General features: G+C 68.9%; 17 protein-coding genes. 8 read left to right on the forward strand and 9 right to left on the reverse strand.

Annotated features, from left to right (window positions below; all coding sequences use genetic code 11):
- Positions 1–92: 92 nt before the first annotated feature.
- The gene (locus ACP96_RS08455; RefSeq protein ID WP_050032995.1) at positions 93–1,142 is read right to left on the reverse strand and encodes a glycosyltransferase; all 1,050 of its coding nucleotides are present in this window, start codon (positions 1,140–1,142) and stop codon (positions 93–95) included.
- Between the two features lie 201 nt (positions 1,143–1,343).
- On the opposite strand from ACP96_RS08455, the gene ACP96_RS08460 reads away from it, so the two are divergent.
- Entirely contained in the window at positions 1,344–3,224 is a 1,881-nt protein-coding gene (locus ACP96_RS08460) for a S9 family peptidase (protein WP_050027012.1), read from the forward strand.
- Positions 3,225–3,376: 152 nt separating this feature from the next.
- Here ACP96_RS08460 and ACP96_RS08465 read toward each other — a convergent pair whose 3' ends face one another.
- Positions 3,377–4,468 (reverse strand): Gfo/Idh/MocA family protein, encoded by a 1,092-nt coding sequence (locus tag ACP96_RS08465; protein WP_050032996.1) that lies wholly within the window; start codon positions 4,466–4,468, stop codon positions 3,377–3,379.
- A 103-nt stretch (positions 4,469–4,571) separates the two neighbouring features.
- Here ACP96_RS08465 and ACP96_RS08470 point away from each other — a divergent pair, with 103 nt between their 5' ends.
- Positions 4,572–5,357 carry a protein sorting system archaetidylserine synthase gene (locus tag ACP96_RS08470; protein WP_050032997.1) on the forward strand — a complete coding sequence of 262 codons (786 nt, stop codon included), beginning with the start codon at positions 4,572–4,574 and terminating at the stop codon, positions 5,355–5,357.
- Between the two features lie 95 nt (positions 5,358–5,452).
- On the opposite strand, the gene psmB is transcribed toward ACP96_RS08470, so the two are convergent.
- Positions 5,453–6,184 (reverse strand): archaeal proteasome endopeptidase complex subunit beta, encoded by a 732-nt coding sequence (gene psmB, locus ACP96_RS08475; protein WP_050027024.1) that lies wholly within the window; start codon positions 6,182–6,184, stop codon positions 5,453–5,455.
- Between the two features lie 184 nt (positions 6,185–6,368).
- Positions 6,369–6,542 (reverse strand): hypothetical protein, encoded by a 174-nt coding sequence (locus tag ACP96_RS19190; RefSeq protein ID WP_200895736.1) that lies wholly within the window; start codon positions 6,540–6,542, stop codon positions 6,369–6,371.
- A 302-nt stretch (positions 6,543–6,844) separates the two neighbouring features.
- On the opposite strand from ACP96_RS19190, the gene ACP96_RS08480 reads away from it, so the two are divergent.
- Positions 6,845–7,504 (forward strand): uracil-DNA glycosylase family protein, encoded by a 660-nt coding sequence (locus ACP96_RS08480; RefSeq protein ID WP_050032998.1) that lies wholly within the window; start codon positions 6,845–6,847, stop codon positions 7,502–7,504.
- Between the two features lie 336 nt (positions 7,505–7,840).
- Here the strand turns inward: ACP96_RS08480 and ACP96_RS08485 are convergent, their stop codons facing one another.
- The 4 genes from ACP96_RS08485 to ACP96_RS08500 form a co-directional block, all read right to left on the reverse strand.
- A complete protein-coding gene (locus ACP96_RS08485) occupies positions 7,841–9,025 on the reverse strand; it encodes an asparagine synthase C-terminal domain-containing protein (RefSeq protein WP_050032999.1) in 1,185 nt (394 codons plus the stop codon).
- Positions 9,026–9,030: 5 nt separating this feature from the next.
- On the reverse strand, positions 9,031–9,714 hold the full coding sequence (locus ACP96_RS08490; RefSeq protein ID WP_050033000.1) for a PHP domain-containing protein: 684 nt from the start codon (positions 9,712–9,714) through the stop codon (positions 9,031–9,033).
- A gap of 739 nt (positions 9,715–10,453) precedes the next feature.
- Positions 10,454–10,720: a DUF7513 family protein gene (locus ACP96_RS08495; RefSeq protein ID WP_050033001.1), complete on the reverse strand. Its 267-nt coding sequence runs from the start codon at positions 10,718–10,720 to the stop codon at positions 10,454–10,456.
- Positions 10,717–12,357 carry a Na+/H+ antiporter NhaC family protein gene (locus tag ACP96_RS08500; protein ID WP_050033002.1) on the reverse strand — a complete coding sequence of 547 codons (1,641 nt, stop codon included), beginning with the start codon at positions 12,355–12,357 and terminating at the stop codon, positions 10,717–10,719. The genes ACP96_RS08495 and ACP96_RS08500 overlap by 4 nt, the downstream gene beginning before the upstream one ends.
- 389 nt (positions 12,358–12,746) lie before the next feature.
- Here ACP96_RS08500 and ACP96_RS08505 point away from each other — a divergent pair, with 389 nt between their 5' ends.
- The 4 genes from ACP96_RS08505 to ACP96_RS08520 all read left to right on the forward strand — a co-directional run bounded on the left by ACP96_RS08505 (position 12,747) and on the right by ACP96_RS08520 (position 15,500).
- Entirely contained in the window at positions 12,747–13,217 is a 471-nt protein-coding gene (locus ACP96_RS08505; RefSeq protein ID WP_050027043.1) for a 30S ribosomal protein S15, read from the forward strand.
- 149 nt (positions 13,218–13,366) lie between these two features.
- Positions 13,367–14,545 (forward strand): hypothetical protein, encoded by a 1,179-nt coding sequence (locus ACP96_RS08510; protein WP_050033003.1) that lies wholly within the window; start codon positions 13,367–13,369, stop codon positions 14,543–14,545.
- Positions 14,542–14,856, forward strand: coding sequence for a KEOPS complex subunit Pcc1 (locus tag ACP96_RS08515; protein ID WP_050033004.1), 315 nt, complete (start codon positions 14,542–14,544; stop codon positions 14,854–14,856). The genes ACP96_RS08510 and ACP96_RS08515 overlap by 4 nt, the downstream gene beginning before the upstream one ends.
- The gene (locus ACP96_RS08520) at positions 14,853–15,500 is read left to right on the forward strand and encodes a 30S ribosomal protein S3ae (protein WP_050033005.1); all 648 of its coding nucleotides are present in this window, start codon (positions 14,853–14,855) and stop codon (positions 15,498–15,500) included. The genes ACP96_RS08515 and ACP96_RS08520 overlap by 4 nt, the downstream gene beginning before the upstream one ends.
- 674 nt (positions 15,501–16,174) lie before the next feature.
- Here ACP96_RS08520 and ACP96_RS08525 read toward each other — a convergent pair.
- Positions 16,175–16,747 (reverse strand): GNAT family N-acetyltransferase, encoded by a 573-nt coding sequence (locus tag ACP96_RS08525; protein ID WP_050033006.1) that lies wholly within the window; start codon positions 16,745–16,747, stop codon positions 16,175–16,177.
- A 113-nt stretch (positions 16,748–16,860) separates the two neighbouring features.
- Between ACP96_RS08525 and ACP96_RS08530 the strand changes: the two genes are divergently transcribed.
- A complete protein-coding gene (locus ACP96_RS08530; protein WP_050026879.1) occupies positions 16,861–17,139 on the forward strand; it encodes a DNA-directed RNA polymerase subunit L in 279 nt (92 codons plus the stop codon).
- Positions 17,140–17,248 lie beyond the last annotated feature (109 nt).

Consider the following 17,248-nt stretch of genomic DNA (forward strand, 5'->3'; position numbering starts at 1 on the left):
GCGCGGTCCGCGGGAATTTCTTTTCGTCTGTAGTTCGTTTTCGTCAGTAGTTCGCCTTCGTCTGTAGTTCGCCTTCGGTAGTTGGTTCGCGTTCACTCCCCGTCCAGGAGCCCTCGGTACGCGTCGACGACCCGGTCGAGCACCGCGTCGTGGTCGTAGGACGCGAAGTCGCGCTCGACGGACTTCCTGTCGAGGTCGCCGACGGCGACGAACTCGTCGGCGAGCTCGGCCGGGCTCGTGACGAGCCGCCCGCGCTGGCGCCCCTCCACGAGCTCGTGGGCGCTCGAATCCGCCTGGTACTCGACGAGGGCGACGCAGCCGCACGCCAGCGCCCACAGCAGATCGGTCGCGAACGTCTCCCACGTCGCCGTCGCCACCGCGACGTGGGTCCCCTTGAACAGCGACACTCGCTCGCGGAGCGGGAGGTCGCCGAGGAACGACACCCGGTCGTCGATCCGGAGATCGCTCGCCATCGACTCGATCCGAGCGCGCTCGGGGCCGTCGCCGACGATCGCGGCGGTCCAGTCGCGGTCGCGGAGCTCCGCGAGCCCGAGCAGGAACGTCTCGACGTTGGCGTGGCGGTCCAGCCGGCGCGCGTACACCGCGTCGAACCGGTCGTCGACGCCCGCCGACTCGACGAGGTCGAAGTCGATGCTCTCGGGGATCACTCGCACGTCCTCGCCGGCGGCGCCGTGCTCGCGGACCCGCGTCTTGGTCGTCCGCGAGGGAGTCGCGACGGCGTCGGCCCGCCGGGCGAGCAGTCGGTATCGCCGACGGGAGTCGGCGGGGTGGTCGCGCCACCAGTCGACGATTACGGGGGTCCGCGACAGGGTACCCGCGATCGTCGCGGCGATCCCGGGCGTCGGCGGGGTGTTGACCGCGTGGACGACGTCCGGAGCGACTCGTCGGAGCGCGAGCGGGAGCCGGGCCGCGAACGCCGACGGCGACGGCTCGGCGGTCACCGACCGGTAGGCGATCCCGTCGTCCTCGAAGGCGTCGTGGTCGCCGCCCCACCAGCGGGCGCAGAGCCAGACCACGTCGTGGCCGCGCTCGGCGAGCCCGCGGGCGATCCGTCGCGTCCGCGACCGCGCCGGCGTGTCGCCGTGGCCGGGTGCGAAAAGCGAGACGAACGCGACGCGCATACGCCGACCGGACGGCTGGGGCGGATAAAAAGACACGGCATCCGGCGGGCCGGCGGCGGTCCGACGACGGGTCGGCAGCAGTTCGACGACGGGCCGGCGGCGGACCGACGGGAAGCCGACGCGATCGAGCCACCGGATCGCGGTCGTGCGACCGGTTCTCGCACCCGAAACGGTTTCACACCACGCGGAGAACCGGACCCTATGCACCGGTACGACATCGAGCGATACCTCAACGTACGGAACGCTGGCGGGGCGGACTTGGGCCCCAACGGGCGGCTCTCCTTCCTGTTGAACACGACCGGCACCGGACAGGTGTGGTCGCTGGAGGAGCCGCTGGGGTGGCCCGAACAGCACACGTTCTTCGAGGAGTCGGTCTCCTTCGTCGACTCCTCCCCGCAACGCGCGGAGGCCGTCTTCGGCATGGACGAGGGCGGCAACGAGCGCGCCCAGCTGTACCTGCTCAACTACGAGTCGGGCGAGATCAGCAACCTCACCGACCGCCCGGAGGCGAAACACCGCTGGGGCGGCTGGGACGGCGAGGGCGATCGCTTCGCGTTCGCCTCGAACCGCCGCGACGAGGCCGTCTTCGACGTGTACGTGCAGGACCGGGACGCGACCGGCGACGACGCCGAACTCGTCTACGAGGGCGACGGCTGGCTCTCCGTGGCCGGCTGGTCGCCGAGCGACGACCGCCTGATCGTCCACGAGGCGCACTCCTCGTTCGACCACGACGTGTACACGCTCGACGTCGCGAGCGGCGACCTGACCCACCACACGCCCCACGAGGGCGACGTGCGATACGGCAGCCCGGAGTGGGGGCCGGAGGGCGAGGGGCTCTACCTCGTCACCGACCGCGACAGCGACACGCTCCGTCTGGAGCGGCTGGACCTCGCGACCCGCGAGTTCTCCGTGGTCGCGTCCGGAGCGGGCTCGGCGCGCGAGGGCGGCGCGGACGAGGACGGCGACGAGAGCGCTCCCCCCGCGAAGCCCGGCGGCGACGACGGCTGGAACGTCGACGGCGTTGCGGTCCACGAGGAGTCCCGGCGCGTCGTCTACTCGCGCAACGTCGACGGCTACACCGAGATCACGGTCGGCGAGCTGGTCGAGCCCGACCGGATCGACCCCTTCCCGGCCCCCGACCTCCCCGAGGGCGTCGCCGGCGGCGTGAGCTTCGGCCCGGACGGGAACCGCTTCGCGATCACCGCGACCGGCAGCACCCACAACGCGAACGCCTACGTCGTCGAGGCGACGACCGGCGAGACGGAGCGCTGGACCGCGGCGTCGACCGCCGGCATCCCGCCGGACACGTTCGTCGAGCCCGAACTGGTCCACTACCCCACCTTCGACGGCCGGGAGATCCCCGCGTTCTTCTCGGTCCCGGCGGCAGAATCGCCCGAGGACGGCTACCCCGTCGTCGTCGACATCCACGGCGGCCCCGAGTCGCAGCGCCGGCCCTCCTTCGCCTCGGTCAAGCAGTACCTGCTGAACAACGGGTACGCCGTGTTCGAGCCGAACGTCCGCGGCTCGTCGGGATACGGCAAGGCGTACTCCGCCCTCGACGACGTGGAAAACCGGATGGACTCGGTCGCGGACGTTCGGGCCGGCGTGGAGTGGCTCCACGACCACCCCGAAGTCAACCCCGACCGCGTCGTCGCCATGGGCGGCTCCTACGGCGGCTTCATGGTGCTCGCTGCGCTCACCGAGTACCCCGATCTGTGGGCCGCCGGCGTCGACATCGTCGGCATCGCGAACTTCGTGACGTTCCTCGAGAACACCGGCGACTGGCGCCGCGAGCTCCGAGAGGCCGAGTACGGGTCTCTCGAAGAGAACCGGGAGTTCCTGGAGTCGATCTCGCCGATCAACAACATCGAGGCGATCGAGTCGCCGCTGTTCGTCCTCCACGGCGCGAACGACCCGCGGGTGCCCGTCGGCGAGGCCGAACAGATCGTCGAACAGGCGCGCGAGCAGGGCGTCCCCGTTCGAAAGCTGATCTTCGACGACGAGGGGCACGGCTTCGCGAAACTGGAGAACCGCATCGAGGCGTACCGCGAGGTCGTCGACTTCCTCGCGGCGCACGTCTGACACCGAACGGGCGTTCGCCGAGGGATTCGCGCCGGCTTCCCGACCGGAGCGGCCGGATACGGCCACCTATTTATGGGGGGGGGGGGCGGAGAATTACTGCACGTTATGGGAATTCTCGATGCCTTCGGCTCGTTAGCTAGCCATCTCGGTGCTTATCGACCCGGAAACGCCGGAGGAAGCGGCTCTGGTCGCTCGCAGTCGTTCTCGATCTGTACGTGTTTACCCTCGTCAGATGCAGCACGAATCCCCGAGAGCACAGTCAAGACGTGGTATGCGAGGTTAGCGCTCGTTCGCTGCTCCCAGTCACCGTTGATCGCGTACGCGAGGTCTGCGACACCTGCGCCACGACCCGCGGTATACTCGTGAGTGAGTTCGACTGCTTCGAAGTCGTCGCTATTACTGTCTCGAACACGGACAGGGCCCTCGAAATGGTTCGGATCAGGTAATTGGAGCGTCCCTTCGGTGCCGTAGATCTCGAATGTAGGCTCGGGTAGAGACGATCCGCCGTTTACGTCGAAACTCATCAGGAGGTTCGCGATGGTTCCGTTCTCGAACTCGATGATCCCCGTTTCGTGCGTCGGCACTTCGACGTCGAATTCCTCTCCATTGCGGGGTTCACTCGTGATTGTCCGTTTCGAGAACGTCTGTTTAACCGACCCGGTTACGCGTGATGCCGAACCGAGCAACGAGACGAGCGCAGTCACGTAGTACGGTCCCATGTCGAACAGTGGTCCACCGCCCTCGGCATAGTAAAAGTCTGGATTCGGGTGCCAACTCTCGTGACCGCTCGAGGTCCAGATGGCTGTCGCGCCGATTGGTTCACCAATACGCCCCGAATCGATGATCGACCGACAGGTCTGGAGACCTGCACCGAGAAACGTGTCCGGTGCGGAACCAACCAGCAGGTCGGACTCATCGGCCATTGAGACTATTTCTTTGGCGTCTTTGACCGTCGCAGCGAGAGGTTTTTCGACGTAGACGTGTTTCCCAGCGTCGAGAAGTTGTTCGCAGGTTTGGGCGTGGACCGAAGGTGGTGTGAGATTGACGACAGCTTCGACGTCAGACTCGAGCAATGATTCTGTATCGTAGGACGTGATCCGGTACTCGTCGGCTTTCGCTGCCGAGCGCTCCGAGTCAAGGTCCGCACAAGCGGTAATCTCGAAGCAGTCGAACTGGTCGTCCGAAGAGAAGTACGCGTCACTGATCGTCCCACAGCCGAGGACGCCGACCGAAAGTGGCTCCATATCACCCCAATTCCCGTGCCTCATTATAATCATGGCTCTGCGATCCGACCTGTCCCCTCCACAGATAACAAACCCTAAAACCCGCCTTGGCGACCGATCCCGTATGCATTTGCGGTTCATCGGGCGGCTCGGGCTCGCTGACGCGGTGACGGTGGCGAACGCGGCGGTCGGCTTCCTCGCGGTCGTCGCCGCTGCCGTCGATCCCCGGCTCGCGGCTCGCCTCATCCTGCTCGCCGCGGTCGCGGACGGGCTCGACGGCGTTGTCGCTCGGCATCGCGGGTCGACCGACGCCGGTCCGTATCTCGACTCGCTGGCCGACGTGGCCTCGTTCGGGGTCGCGCCCGCCGCGCTCGTGGCGTTCGTCGTCCTCGACGCGCGCTCGTTCGCGATCGACCCGATCTTCGTCGCCGCCGGCCTCGGCGCCGCGGCCCTGTTCGTCTCGCTGGCGGTCGCCCGCCTCGGAATGTACACGGCCTACGACGCCGACGAGCGCGAGACGGTGGGCGTGCCGACGACGCTGGCGGCCACGGTGCTCGCCGCGGCCGTCATCGCCGGCTACACCGCTCCCGCGCTGCTCGTCGGGGCGACCGCCGCGTTCGCCCTGCTGATGGGATCGACCGTTACGTACCCCGACCTCCACGCGCAGGACGCGCTCGTGATGGGTGTCGTGCAGGCGGCCGTAATCCTCACCCCGATCGGCCACATGGCCACGTCCCTCCTCCCGGCGTGGATCGGCGAGGGGTTCGCGTTCGCGCTGCTGTTCCTCTCCGTGGGCTACCTCGTCCTCGGCCCGCGGTTCTACTGGGGAGACGGGATCCGGTCGCCGAGGGACGTGGGGGACGCAAACGAGACGAACGACGCCGACGCCGTCGAAGATCGCGGCGCCTGAGTCGTCAGGCCCGAACTCCGGTTCGTCCGCCTCGGCGAGAGAAGCGAAACAACGGAAAGTGCCGACAGAAACGGAATCTGCGTCGACCGCGACCGCTACAGCAGGTCGTCGAAGTCCTTGTAGCGGGTGATGTCGACGCCATCGTCGGTGACGACGGCGACGTTGATCCCGTTGCCGGACGCGAGGTCGCGCTCGACCGCGGACTGGATCGCCTTCGCGGCGATCTCGGTTGCCTCGTCGACGGTCACGTCGTCGTGGTACTCCTGTTCGAGGACACCGAGGGCGTACTGGGAGCCGGAGCCCGTGACGGTGTACTCCTCCTCGGTCGTGCCGCCGAGGGCGTCGATGGAGTAGATGTGGGCGCCCTCGTCGTCGACGCCGCCGAGGATCGGCTGGACGATGTAGAACGCGCCGGAGCGGAGGAGGTTCCCGGTGAGCGTCGACAGCGCCTCCATGGACATGTCCTTGCCGCGGCGGGTCTCGTAGAGGCTCGTCTCCGCCTTCAGCGTCGAGATGAGGTTCTGGGCGGCGGAGACGGAGCCGGCGATGGTCAGTGCGCCGCGGGGGTGGACCTCCTCGACCTTCTGCACGTCCTTCGAGGAGACCATGCCGCCGAGGGAGGCGCGCATGTCGGTCGCCATCACGACGCCGTCGGCGGTCTTGATGCCGACCGTCGTGGTCCCGGTCTTCATCTCGCCCTCGCCGTCGGCCTGCGCCGCGCGGCGTTCACTGTGTTCGAACTCGCCGATCTCCGGTCCGAAGACGGGCTGGTCGCGGCCTAGCTCCTCGGCCGGTCCGTCGGAGAGGTCGCCAGTCGGTGTTCGCATTACGACTCCGTTGGCTCGGCGCGCTGATAAAGGCAACCCTTCGGGGACCGACCGCCGGTTCCGACGGGTCTATTCGTCGGCGACTACGCCCGGGCGACGGTTCCGGTGCTAACCGCTCAGAAACGGGAACGCACTCGAAACGGACATTCTCGAAAACGGGACAGCCACGACGGTACCGACGCGTTCACTCCTCGGTGGCCTCGTACACCTCGCCGGTGGTCTCGACGAGCCGGCCGATGGGGACGTTGATACCGAGTTGCTTACGGGCGAAGACGGCCATCGGGAACAGCGAGATCCCGACAGCGACGGTCGCCTGGTGCAGCCCGAAGAGGGCCGCCGTACGGATGCGGTCGAACATGGGTCTTCGAGCTACCCGAACGGAGACGTATATAAATACTTTCCGGGGTGCGAAGTTCGAAGGCCTCGTCGCAGTCATGCGGTTTCGGATCATAAATTAACGATTATGAAATATAATCGGAAGGCTGTCACGATCGGGATAGCCACGGCGGTGCGAACCTCGCTCGTTTCCATAAGTTATGCGTATCTTCTGCGCCTCGTGCGCCTCGCATCGGTGGGAGCGCGACAGGGTCAGATCGGCCCCTGACCGACTCCGGCCACGGACCGAACGCGATTTAACCGGTCCGTCGCCTATCACGCGGCGTGCAGAACGTCACGGACAGAACGCGGAACCCGTTCGGGATGCGCCCGGACTGCGAGTCGTTCGTCCCCGGCTACGGCGACGCCAACGCCGACTTCCACGTGATCGGCGACCACCCCGGGGTCCACGGCGGCGCCGACGCCGGCGTCCCGTTTACCGGCGAGCCATGGTCGACCGCGTTCCTCTCCGCGCTGGTCGACGGGGGCCTGATCGCGAGGTTCGACGACGACTCGGTGGACGACGCCGAACTCTCCGATCCGATCCAAGCCGACCGGACGTTCTTCTCGTACCTCCACATGTGCGTCGCCGACGGCGTCCCGGACGAAGCGTCGTACGACGATATGGAGCGGTTCTTCGACGCGGAGCTCCGAGCGATCGCCGCCCACGTCCTCCTCCCGGTCGGCGCCCGCGCGACCGACCACGTCCTCCGGCAGTACACCTCGCGGGCGCACAAGACGGAGATCGACATGGACGCGCTCCACGCCGAGGAGCTGCTCGGTTCCGGCTGGCTCGTCCTCCCGATCAAGGACCCCGCCGAGTGGACCGACGGCGACGGCGACCGGCTCGTCGCGGCGCTCCGCGAACTTCAATCGACGGACTTCCGCCGCGAGAGCGACCTCGGGCGCTTCATCGCCGGCAGCGACCCGTATCTCGTCAGGTGACGAACCGCTGAGCGCGGGCTCCGTCGCTCGCCGCAGCGGTCCGTGCCGCTCGCCTTTCCGTCTCGCTCCCTCGGCCGGATGCATGTGCGGTTCCGGCGGCTCTGTACGGTTCCGATCGGATCCTTCGGGCCGAATCCCCGCGATTAGTGTTCGAACGTCATTCATTCGCGGGATGACGGTGTCATATTTGTCACTACTACCTGAATTTTATACTGGTCCCCGTTATTCGTCAGTAGGCGCCCGACCGATCGGGCGTCGGCCGTAGGACTGGTACTCCATACGGCGGCTTGGTCAGCACCGGCCCCCACGGGCCGTTTTTCGCGCCGCGCGGCCCCGCTACGATTCCGACAGCAGCGCGTCGAGGTACTGTCCGACGTGGTCGTCCATGCGCCGTTTGAACCCCGCCCGCCGCGCGAGCCGGTCGAGTTCCCGAGAGACGTACGTCCCGTACTGGACCGCCTTCTTGTCGGCCGTCCGGACGGACTCGGGCACGTGCCCGGTCGCCGCCCGTCGGAGCGCGATCTTGCGCTCGCCGTCGCTCGCGAGCAGTTCGCCCGGCAGCGCGAGCGCGGCCGCGACGATCCGGTCGTCGAGCAGCGGCGCGACCGGCTCGACCCCGGCGGCGCGGAGCGCGAGCACGTCGCGTTCGAGCTGGTCCGGGAGCGAACGGACCGTCTCGGCCCGCGCGCCCCGCACCGTCTCCGCCGCGACGCGGTCGTCGCCGACGGGGTCGGCGACCTTGCTGTAGCCGCCGAACAGCTCGTCGGCGCCCTGCCCCACCGCGAGCCGGCGGACGCCGTCGGCCGCGGCGGCCTCCGCCGCGAGGTACAGCGGCACCGCGATCGCGACATCCATCGGGTTCTGCCGGCCGGTCGCCGCGGCGACGTCGCGGACCGCGCGCACGAGGTCGTCGTGGGTGATCTCGACCACACGGAGGTCCAGGTCCATCGCCGCGGCGGCCTCGCGGGCGGCCGCGACGTCGTGACACCCCTCGAAGCCGGCGACGTAACAGGGCGCGTCCGGGACCGCGGCGGCGACGACTCCGGAGTCGATGCCGCCGGAGAAGGCGACCGCGAGGTCGTTCCCGTCGCGTTCCGCTTCGAGATCGCCGACGTCGAGATCGCCGAGCGCGGCGTCGAGCGCCTCGTCGACCCCGGCCTGTCCGGGTTCCGGATCGACGGCCTCGCCGTCCGGAAGCGACCAGACGCGATCGGTCCCCGCGCTCGACAGGAGAGCTCCGGCCCGAAGGGGTTCCGGGTCGTCGAGGTCGGTTCGGTCGAAACTCCACGCGCCGGGGGTTGTGGGGCCGTCTTCGGTCATCGGATCCGCGACGCCGCGCTCGACGAACAGCGGCTGGCGGCCGAGCACGTCTCGGACGAGGACGGGCCCCTCGCGGTTCGGCGGGTCACGGAGGAGGCCGGCGAACCCGCGCCCGCCGGGGAGTGGATCGCCGTCGCGGAGGGCGTCGCGCACGCGCTCGGGCGGGACACCGCGCAGATCGGCGGTGGAGGGAGTCGTCATCGCGGTCAGCGAAGTTCGTTCAGCGCCCGGAGCGCGCGTCGCTTGGCGCCGCCGCCGAACTGGCGGAGCGAGACGCGCCACGGGGTCCGTTTCCCGACGACGCTGGTGTGGCCGTCGGCGATGCCGTCGAGGATCGCCTCGGCCGAGCGCTCGTCGGCGCCGACCTCGGTCACGGCCTGTCCGACCATCTCGGAGATGTGGGCGTCGCTGCCGGCGGTCATCGGCAGCCGGTTCCGGATCGCGAACTTCTCGGCCTGTCGGTTCGAGCGCCCGGTGAACAGCCGAGAGTTGTACACTTCGAGGGCGTCGGCGCTCGCCAGCTGCTCGTCGCTGATGTGGGCGGCGACGCCGTGGCGGGACTTCTGGAAGGGATGGGGGATGACCGCGATTCCGCCCTGATCGCGGATCCGATCGAGCGTCTCGTCGAAGGGGAGGCCGCTCTCGACGCGTTCGGTGATGCCGAACGCGAGGACGTGACCGGCGGCGCTCGTCACCTCCATGCCGACGATGCCGACGAGCCCGTAGTCGGGGGCCTTCTCGGCCGCCTCGATGCTGGCGTCGATCTCGTCGTGGTCGGTGACGGCGAGCGCGTCGAGCCCGACCGCGGCCGCCTGCTCCAAGAGCAGGTCGACCGGGTCGCGCCCGTCGTAAGACAGCGCGGAGTGCGTGTGGAGCTCGACCGATAGCACGCGCTCAGGTTCGAGCGTCGTCTTAAAAAGCGCCCCGGTCCGCAGGCGGTTCGCGTCGCTCGCGACGGACGGATCCCTGCTAGCGACGCAGTGTTTAAAAGTAAGTTGCGGTGGCGCGCGCCTCCGAGCGCCCGTCAGGGCGCGAGGAGCACGCGCGAGGCTGGGGAGGTGTGAGGCTGCGGTCCCGAGAGCGACCGCAGGGAGCGAGCGGGAGCACGGAAGTCGCAGCCCGCGCAGCGAACGGAGTGAGCGAGCAGGACCGTCTTCCGATGGTGCGGTTGCGGTCGGGGTGGGACTCAAAGGGGCGGCCGTGATCCCCGCGAGCAACGCGAGCGGGGGCACGGGAGACGGAGTCTCCCGGAGGGACGATACTTGGCGACGCAAGCAGCGTGGCGCTACGCGCCACGGGCAGCCGGCGGCTTCGCCGCCGGCGACACCGCAGGGAGCGAGTGGAACGAGCGACCGAGGAGCGTGGTTCGAGAGAGCAAAGCTCTCTCGTCATCGCCGGAAATCGGAGATTTCCGGCTAGCAGTCAGAATCCGTCGGATTCTGACGACATCACGAAAGGCGCTTCGCGCCTTTCGAACGACAGCGAGCCACGCGAGTCGTCGCGGCTGGGGCTTTGGAGGTGTTCTCCGTTGGATCGCTATCAGGCACTTATAAGCGAGCGGCTGAGACCTTGGAAGTCTTCCCCGCGCCGTCGACGCCAACGATATCTAAAAAGTAGTGAGCGAACCGATCAGAACGCGCTTTCGCCGACCGTCTCCCGGTACGTTCCGGTCCCGCGGTGGTCCGCTTCGTCCCACGTGTCGACCGCGACCAGCACGCGGGTGTTCACGGCGTCGGCAGGTGCGTCCTCGATCCGGAGCGTCGAGTCGCCGATGCGGGCGACTGCCGTACCGCTATCCTCGCCGGTGACCATCACCTCGATCACGTCGCCGGGCGCGTAGTCGGGCGTCGAGTCCCGGAACGAGAACCCGGCGAAGAACTTGTCGAAGCGGCTCATGCGCGCGACACCTCCTCGGAGGTGCGGTCGGGAATGTACTCACGCCCGAACCCGGTGATCGCGGCCAGTAGGAAGACGATCACGAGGAACCAGCCGTGGAACACGTACGGCACGACCTCGATGGGATTGACCACCATCTCGGGGCCGTACTCGGCGCCGAGCCCCTCGGGACCGACCATCACCTGATACCCGACGAGGACGCCGCCGGCCCAGGGGAAGATGTACCCGAGCGCGGAGGTGTTGGCGTCCAAGATGTTCGCGCGCCGGTAGCCGTTGATATTGAACTTCTCGCCGATCCGCGCGATATACGGGGCGATCGCGATCTCCGCGGCGGTGTTGATCGTGATCATCCCGTTGATGGTCGCCGTGCCGAGCACCATCGTCAGCTCGGCCCGCCGGACGTTTGTCGCGACCGAGTTCAACAGGAAGTCCTGGATCGCCGCGAAGCCGCCGCCGCGGATCATGATCTGCGCCATCGACACGATCAGCAGGGTCAACACGATGAGCGGGAAGAAGCCGATCGCGCCCGAGTAGAGGCTCCCGCCCACGCCCGCGGTCTCACCGACCACGACGAACGGGAGCGCCGTGAACGTCCCGGCCTCGGTCACGGTGAACGCGAGGATGTCGCTCACGGACGAGAGCCCGAACAGGAGGTTGAACGCGACGGCGACGAGGATACCCCACGAGATCGCCTCGACGATGTGGCGGCCCGCGACCGCCGTCGCGATCACGACGCCCATCGAGAGCAGGTGGACCAGACCGAGCGCGGTCGCCGTCTCCCGGAGCGCGGCCGACCCTTCGAGGCTCGCGCCCGACAGCACCGACCCCATGATCAGGTAGGCGATGAATGCGGGTACCGCGGCGAGGATCGCGTACTTGAACCGCGAGGCGACGACGCCACCGATGTCGGCGTCTTGCGTCACCGCGCTCACGATCGTCGTGTCGCTGACGGGCGCGAGGTTGTCGCCGAACACCGCGCCCGACAGGATCGCGGCGAACAGCAGCACGGGGTTCGCGCCGATCAACACGCCGGCCGGGAAAAAGAGGGTCACGAACGCGACGGTGGCGCCGTATCCCGTCCCGATCCCGGTCGCGAGCAGGCCGCAGAGGACGAACGCGGCCGCGGGGAAGGTGGCCGCGCCGACGTTCAGGGCGTCGGCGGCGAAGATGAGCCCCTCGACGAACCCGCCGACCTGCAGCGTCTCGGCGAACATCCCGGCCCACAGCCACGCGACGATCGCGGTCGCGGCGACGCGTTGGGTCATCCCCTCGAAGATGGTGTCGGCGTACGCCTTCCAGTCGCCGCGCACAAAGAACATCCCGAGGATCGTCCCGAGCAGCGCCCCGATCACCAGCCCGTTCGTGTCGCCGATGCCGAGGACGCCGCTCTGGAAGATAGCCCAGACGATGAAGAAGGCGAGCGGGACCGTGCTCGCCCACTTCCCGCCGTAAAAAGTGATCCGGGGCTCGGAGTCGGTCTCCGATCCCGTCCCGGCGCTGAGCCCCCCGTCGGTCGCGAGTTCGCCGTCGGACGCCCCGGGGTCTCCCCGGTCGCGCTGGCCGCCGCCGGGTGGAGCGCCGTCGGGTGGTTCGTCTCCGGTCAGATCGATCGGGTCGTCGTCGGATGGGTCGTTCATGTGTCTTTCCCACGCGCTCGGTGATCCACGACCCACGTAAACCCTCGTGTCCTGTCTCGGGCCGCGCTCCGTCTCGGTCCGTGCTCCGGCTCCGCCCGCGTTCCCCCTCTAGATGTCCCGCACTCGCCCGAGCGGACGACAAGAACACGCTTAACAACCCGGACGACGACGCCTCATACGGGAACAGCACAGCTGCAGATCCGACGCGCCGGGGTCTTTTCGCCCACGGCTTGGGAATGTAGCAGTGCGCCGACGCCTCCGGCGTCGCGGTCGGACCGTCCGCTTGCGCGGGCCGTCCGGTCGGACAGCTCGACCCGCGAGCCGTCCGTCAGCCGCGTCGCGCGGAGTCGCGGTCACGTTGCGGTTGTGCCGTTCCAACCAGATACACAATGGCACGAATGCACACGCGCCGTCGCGGTTCGTCCGGTTCGGACAAGCCGGCGACGGACGAGAACCCGGAGTGGAGCGACGTCGACGCCGAGGACATCGAGTCCCGCGTCGTCGAACTGGCGGAGCAGGGCCACGACCCCAGCGTCATCGGACTCAAGCTCCGTGACGAGGGCGTCAAGGGCGTTCCGGTGCCCGACGTGAAGCTGGCCACCGGCAAGAAGGTCACCGAGATCCTCGAGGAGAACGACGCGGAGCCGGAGTTCCCCGAGGACCTCTACAACCTGATGGCTCAGGCCGTCCGCCTGCGCGAGCACATGGGGGAGAACGGACAGGACCACCAGAACAAGCGCGCGCTCCAGAACACGGAGTCGAAGATCCGCCGCCTCGCGGACTACTACCGCGGCGACGAGATCGACGAGGAGTTCACGTACACCCACGAGTACGCCGCCGAACTCCTCGACGACGAGTAACGACGCCGAGAACGGCTCCGACGGGTAGCGACTCCGACGAGTAACTGACCCGACGCGACAACAGGTCGCGGCGAACCGACGCGACGCGTCGACTCACGACGCATCGACGCAGAACGCACCGATCCACGACCGCACCACACGACCCCACGATGACCGAAGCCACATCCGCCACGCCCGCCCCCGACGCCCTCGCCGGCGTCCTCGCGGACGCGCCGTTCGTTCGGCTCGTCGCGACCGACGACGGCGACGCGGTCGCAGCCGCGGGGCTGCTCGCGCGAGCGCTGCGAGCCGTCGGCACGCCGTTTCAGGTCCGCGTGTCCCGCGATCCGGTCCCCGACGCCGGCGACGACGCCGTCGCGGTGACCGTCGGCGCGGACCGCGGCCCGCACGCGATTCCCGGTACGGGGCGTCCGGCGAGCACGGACGCGTTCGCGATAGCGCGCGCGCTCTGCGACGACCCCGATCCGGTCGTCGCCCTCACGGGCGTCGTCGCGGCCGGCTCCGTGCCCGGCACGGACGGCTCCGGCGACGCGCTGGAAGCGGCCGAGCGCGCGGAGCTCGTCCGCCGACGCCCGGGCGTCGCGCTCCCGACCGCCGACGTGGCGGACGGGCTCGCGGCCTCAACGCTCGTCCGGACGCCGTACTCCGGCGACGCCGAGGCCGCGCGCGCCACGCTCGCGGATCTCGGACTTCCGGCCGACCTCGACGACGACGCGCATCGGCGACTCGCGTCGCTGGTCGCCGTCGACGTCGCGGACGCGGAGGGCGCGAGCGCGCGGGCCGCCTCGGCGGTCGAGCGCGCGCTCCGCCCCTACGAGACGGTCGGAGACGCGGCGCCGTTCGAGACGGTCGGCGGCTACGCCGACGTACTCGACGCGCTCGCCCGCGAGGCCCCCGGCACGGGGGTTGCGCTGGCGCTCGCCGCCGACCCGAGCGACGGGCTTCGGACCGCCGCGCTCGACGCGTGGCGGACCCACGGGATCGCGGCACACCGCGCGCTCGATACCGCGACGACCGGCCGGTACGACGGCTGTCTCGTCGCGCGCGTCGACCTCGCAGAAGAAGCGACCGCCGTCCTCCCGACGATCGCCCGGCTCGCCCGGGATTTCCGGTCGCCGGAGCCGGTCGCGATCGCGGTCGACGAGACCGCAGGTCGGCTGGCTGCCGCTTCGATCGAGCTCGCCGAGATCGGCGACGCCTGCCGGTCGGCGGCGGGCGAGGCCGGTGGCGACGGCTGGGGGACCGCCGACCGCGGCGGGATCGCGGTCGACGAGAGCGAAGACGGCGACATCACGAGCGCGCTCGCCGCGCTCAGGGAGGCGCTATGAGCGGAGAATCCGCTCGGAGCGAGGCGTCGAGCCGGACGGCGACCGTCCGGACGACCCACGCCGACGCCCCCCTCGTCGCCGCCGCGCTCGCCCCCGACGAGACCGACTCGATGACCACCCGCGTCGACGGCGACGCGATCGAGTGCGTCGTCGAGCGGCCCACCACCGGCGGACTGCGGTCGACCGTGGACGATCACGTCGTGAACCTACGCGTCGCGGACCGACTCGTCGAGCGCGCGAGGAGCCACCTCGCGGCCGACGACGGAGTGCGCCGCTCCGACACCAACGGCGACACTGACACCAACACATGAGCGAACGATCCGTATCCAAGAGCAGAGAACAGAAGCGCTGGTACTCCGTGCTGGCGCCCGAACAGTTCGACCGGCAGGAACTCGGCGAGACGCTCGCCGAGGAGCCCGACCAGGTCGTCGGCCGCACGATCACGACGACGCTGGGCGAACTGACCGGCGACTCCGGGGCGAACAACACGAAGCTCACGTTCAAGATCACCGACGTGGGCAGCGACACGGCCTACACCGAGTTTATCAAGTACGAGCTCACGCGGGACTACCTGCGCTCGCTCGTCCGCCGCGGCGCCTCGAAGGTCGAGGCGTCGATCACGGTGCTGACGACGGACGATTACCGCATCCGCGTCCAGCCCGTCGCGCTGACGACGAAGAAGGCCGACCGATCGCAGGAGAAGGCGATCCGCCGCGTCATGATCGACAAGGTCCACGCGGCCGCCGAGGACCGCACCTTCGAGTCGTTCGTCGACGCCATCGTCGATGGGAACCTCTCGTCGGCGATCTACGGCGAGGCGAAGCTCATCTACCCGCTTCGCCGCGTCGAGGTCCAGAAGCTCACCCTCGAAGCGCGCCCGTCCGAGGTCGCCGCCGAGGAGGAGACCGCCGTCGACGTCGACGCCGACGAAGTCGCGGTCGACGCCGACGAGTAACGCCGCTCCGAGCAGACCCGCAGTTTTCCCGTTTATCAGTCGCGTAGCGGCGACGCTGGCGTAGGAGGATGAGAGTAAGATCGGATGCGGTGGCGCGCCCCGGTGAGCGGCCCGGAGGGCCGCGAGCCGCGAGGGACCGAAGGTCCCTCTGGCAGCCGGCGGCGCAGCCGCCGGCGACGCCGGTGCGAGGGAGTCGCTGGCGGCAGCCGCCGCCAGCGACAGGGCGAGAGCGGAGCTCTCGCTTGCAACCGGACGTAGTCCGGTGACGAGGCTGGGGAGGTGTGAGGCTGCGGTCCCGAGAGCGACCGCAGGGAGCGAGCGGGAGCACGGAAGTCGCAGCCCGCGCAGCGAACGGAGTGAGCGAGCAGGACCGTCTTCCGATGGTGCTGTGCGGTGCGGGGTGGGACTCAAAGGGGCAGCCGCGATTTCCGCGAGCGAAGCGAGCGGAAAGACGGGAGACGGAGTCTCCCGGAAGGACGACGCTTGGCGACGTAAGCACCGCAAGAAGCGAACGGAGTGAGCGACTGAGGAGCACAGCGAGCCACGCGAGTCGTCGCGGCTGTGGCTTTGGAGGTGTTCGCCACAGCGTCATCAGCGACGGCTTATAAGCAAGCGGCTGTGGCTTTGGAGGCGTTCACCGTCGATCCACCGTCAACCACTCATAACCCGTCCACTTATCTCACCTCTCGCGTCATCTGCTTACGATACGGCTCGAACCCCTGTTTCTCGTAGAACGCCATCGCTCGGTCGTTATCGACGTCGACGTCGAGCCGGAGCGCGCCGCAGTCCTGCTCACGCGCGTCGACCGCGGCGCGCTCCATGAGCCGACCTCCGATCCCGGTCCCGCGGTACGGCTCCGCTACGTAGATGTCGCCGACTACGAGCCGGTCGGGCCGGTCGAACACCGCGGGACACTCGTCAACGCTCGTCGAGAGGAACGCGACGAGATCGCGGTCCGGGTCCGGGACGCCGACGGGCACGGGGTCCTCGGGGTCGAGGCTCGCGGGGTCGCCCTCGCCGGCGCCAACCCCAGCGTCGACCGCGACGACCCACGTCCGGTAGTCGTCGTTCTCCCGGAGTAAGTCGAGCCGGAACTCGGCCTCCGCGGCGATCAGCTCCTCGTCGGGTTGGTCCGCGAGCGCGTGCGCCGCCGCGCTCGCCGCGAGGTCGCGGTGGTACGGCAGCCACAGGTCCGCCGCGTAGCGCTCGGCGGCGGCCTCGGTGGCCGGCAGGCGTCGGATCTCCATACGGCGGGCACCGGAGCCGGCGGCATACGCTTTCGGGTCGCGTGCGGGCCAGTCGCATCCACCGATCCCCGGGAGACGAAAGCTTGAAACGCCGCTCGCTCGACCTGATACACATGGAACTGCGGGTCATCGAAAAAACCGACACGGAACTCCGTATCGAGATCGCCGGCGAGGACCACACGTTCATGAACGTGCTGAAGGGCGTCCTGCTGGAGACCGACGACGTCGCGGCCGCGACCTACGACATGAACCCCGAGCAGTCCGGCGGCCAGACGGAGCCGGTGTTGACGGTGAAAGCCGAATCCGGCGACCCGCTCGACGTCCTCGCCGACGGCGCGGCGTCGATCACCGACCGAACGAGCGCGCTGCGCGACGCCGTGAAGGCGGCCTGACCGGCCGCGAATCTTCTCTGGCTGTTTCCGCACTTCGCGAACGCCCGTCTCGACCGCGCGAAGTAGGGGCATACCTAAGTGTCGACTCCCGAAACGTGAGGGTATGCCG

The sequence above is a fragment of the Halorubrum halophilum genome, assembly GCF_000739595.1.
In the GTDB taxonomy this organism is placed as follows: domain Archaea; phylum Halobacteriota; class Halobacteria; order Halobacteriales; family Haloferacaceae; genus Halorubrum; species Halorubrum halophilum.

Coding starts and splice junctions, on each gene's coding strand:
- ACP96_RS08455 (WP_050032995.1), bottom strand. CDS start 1,142: ATGCGCGTCGCGTTCGTCTCGCTTTTCGCACCCGGCCACGGCGACACG.
- ACP96_RS08460 (WP_050027012.1), top strand. CDS start 1,344: ATGCACCGGTACGACATCGAGCGATACCTCAACGTACGGAACGCTGGC.
- ACP96_RS08465 (WP_050032996.1), bottom strand. CDS start 4,468: ATGGAGCCACTTTCGGTCGGCGTCCTCGGCTGTGGGACGATCAGTGAC.
- ACP96_RS08470 (WP_050032997.1), top strand. CDS start 4,572: ATGCATTTGCGGTTCATCGGGCGGCTCGGGCTCGCTGACGCGGTGACG.
- psmB (WP_050027024.1), bottom strand. CDS start 6,184: ATGCGAACACCGACTGGCGACCTCTCCGACGGACCGGCCGAGGAGCTA.
- ACP96_RS19190 (WP_200895736.1), bottom strand. CDS start 6,542: ATGTTCGACCGCATCCGTACGGCGGCCCTCTTCGGGCTGCACCAGGCG.
- ACP96_RS08485 (WP_050032999.1), bottom strand. CDS start 9,025: ATGACGACTCCCTCCACCGCCGATCTGCGCGGTGTCCCGCCCGAGCGC.
- ACP96_RS08495 (WP_050033001.1), bottom strand. CDS start 10,720: ATGAGCCGCTTCGACAAGTTCTTCGCCGGGTTCTCGTTCCGGGACTCG.
- ACP96_RS08500 (WP_050033002.1), bottom strand. CDS start 12,357: ATGAACGACCCATCCGACGACGACCCGATCGATCTGACCGGAGACGAA.
- ACP96_RS08505 (WP_050027043.1), top strand. CDS start 12,747: ATGGCACGAATGCACACGCGCCGTCGCGGTTCGTCCGGTTCGGACAAG.
- ACP96_RS08510 (WP_050033003.1), top strand. CDS start 13,367: ATGACCGAAGCCACATCCGCCACGCCCGCCCCCGACGCCCTCGCCGGC.
- ACP96_RS08515 (WP_050033004.1), top strand. CDS start 14,542: ATGAGCGGAGAATCCGCTCGGAGCGAGGCGTCGAGCCGGACGGCGACC.
- ACP96_RS08520 (WP_050033005.1), top strand. CDS start 14,853: ATGAGCGAACGATCCGTATCCAAGAGCAGAGAACAGAAGCGCTGGTAC.
- ACP96_RS08525 (WP_050033006.1), bottom strand. CDS start 16,747: ATGGAGATCCGACGCCTGCCGGCCACCGAGGCCGCCGCCGAGCGCTAC.
- ACP96_RS08530 (WP_050026879.1), top strand. CDS start 16,861: ATGGAACTGCGGGTCATCGAAAAAACCGACACGGAACTCCGTATCGAG.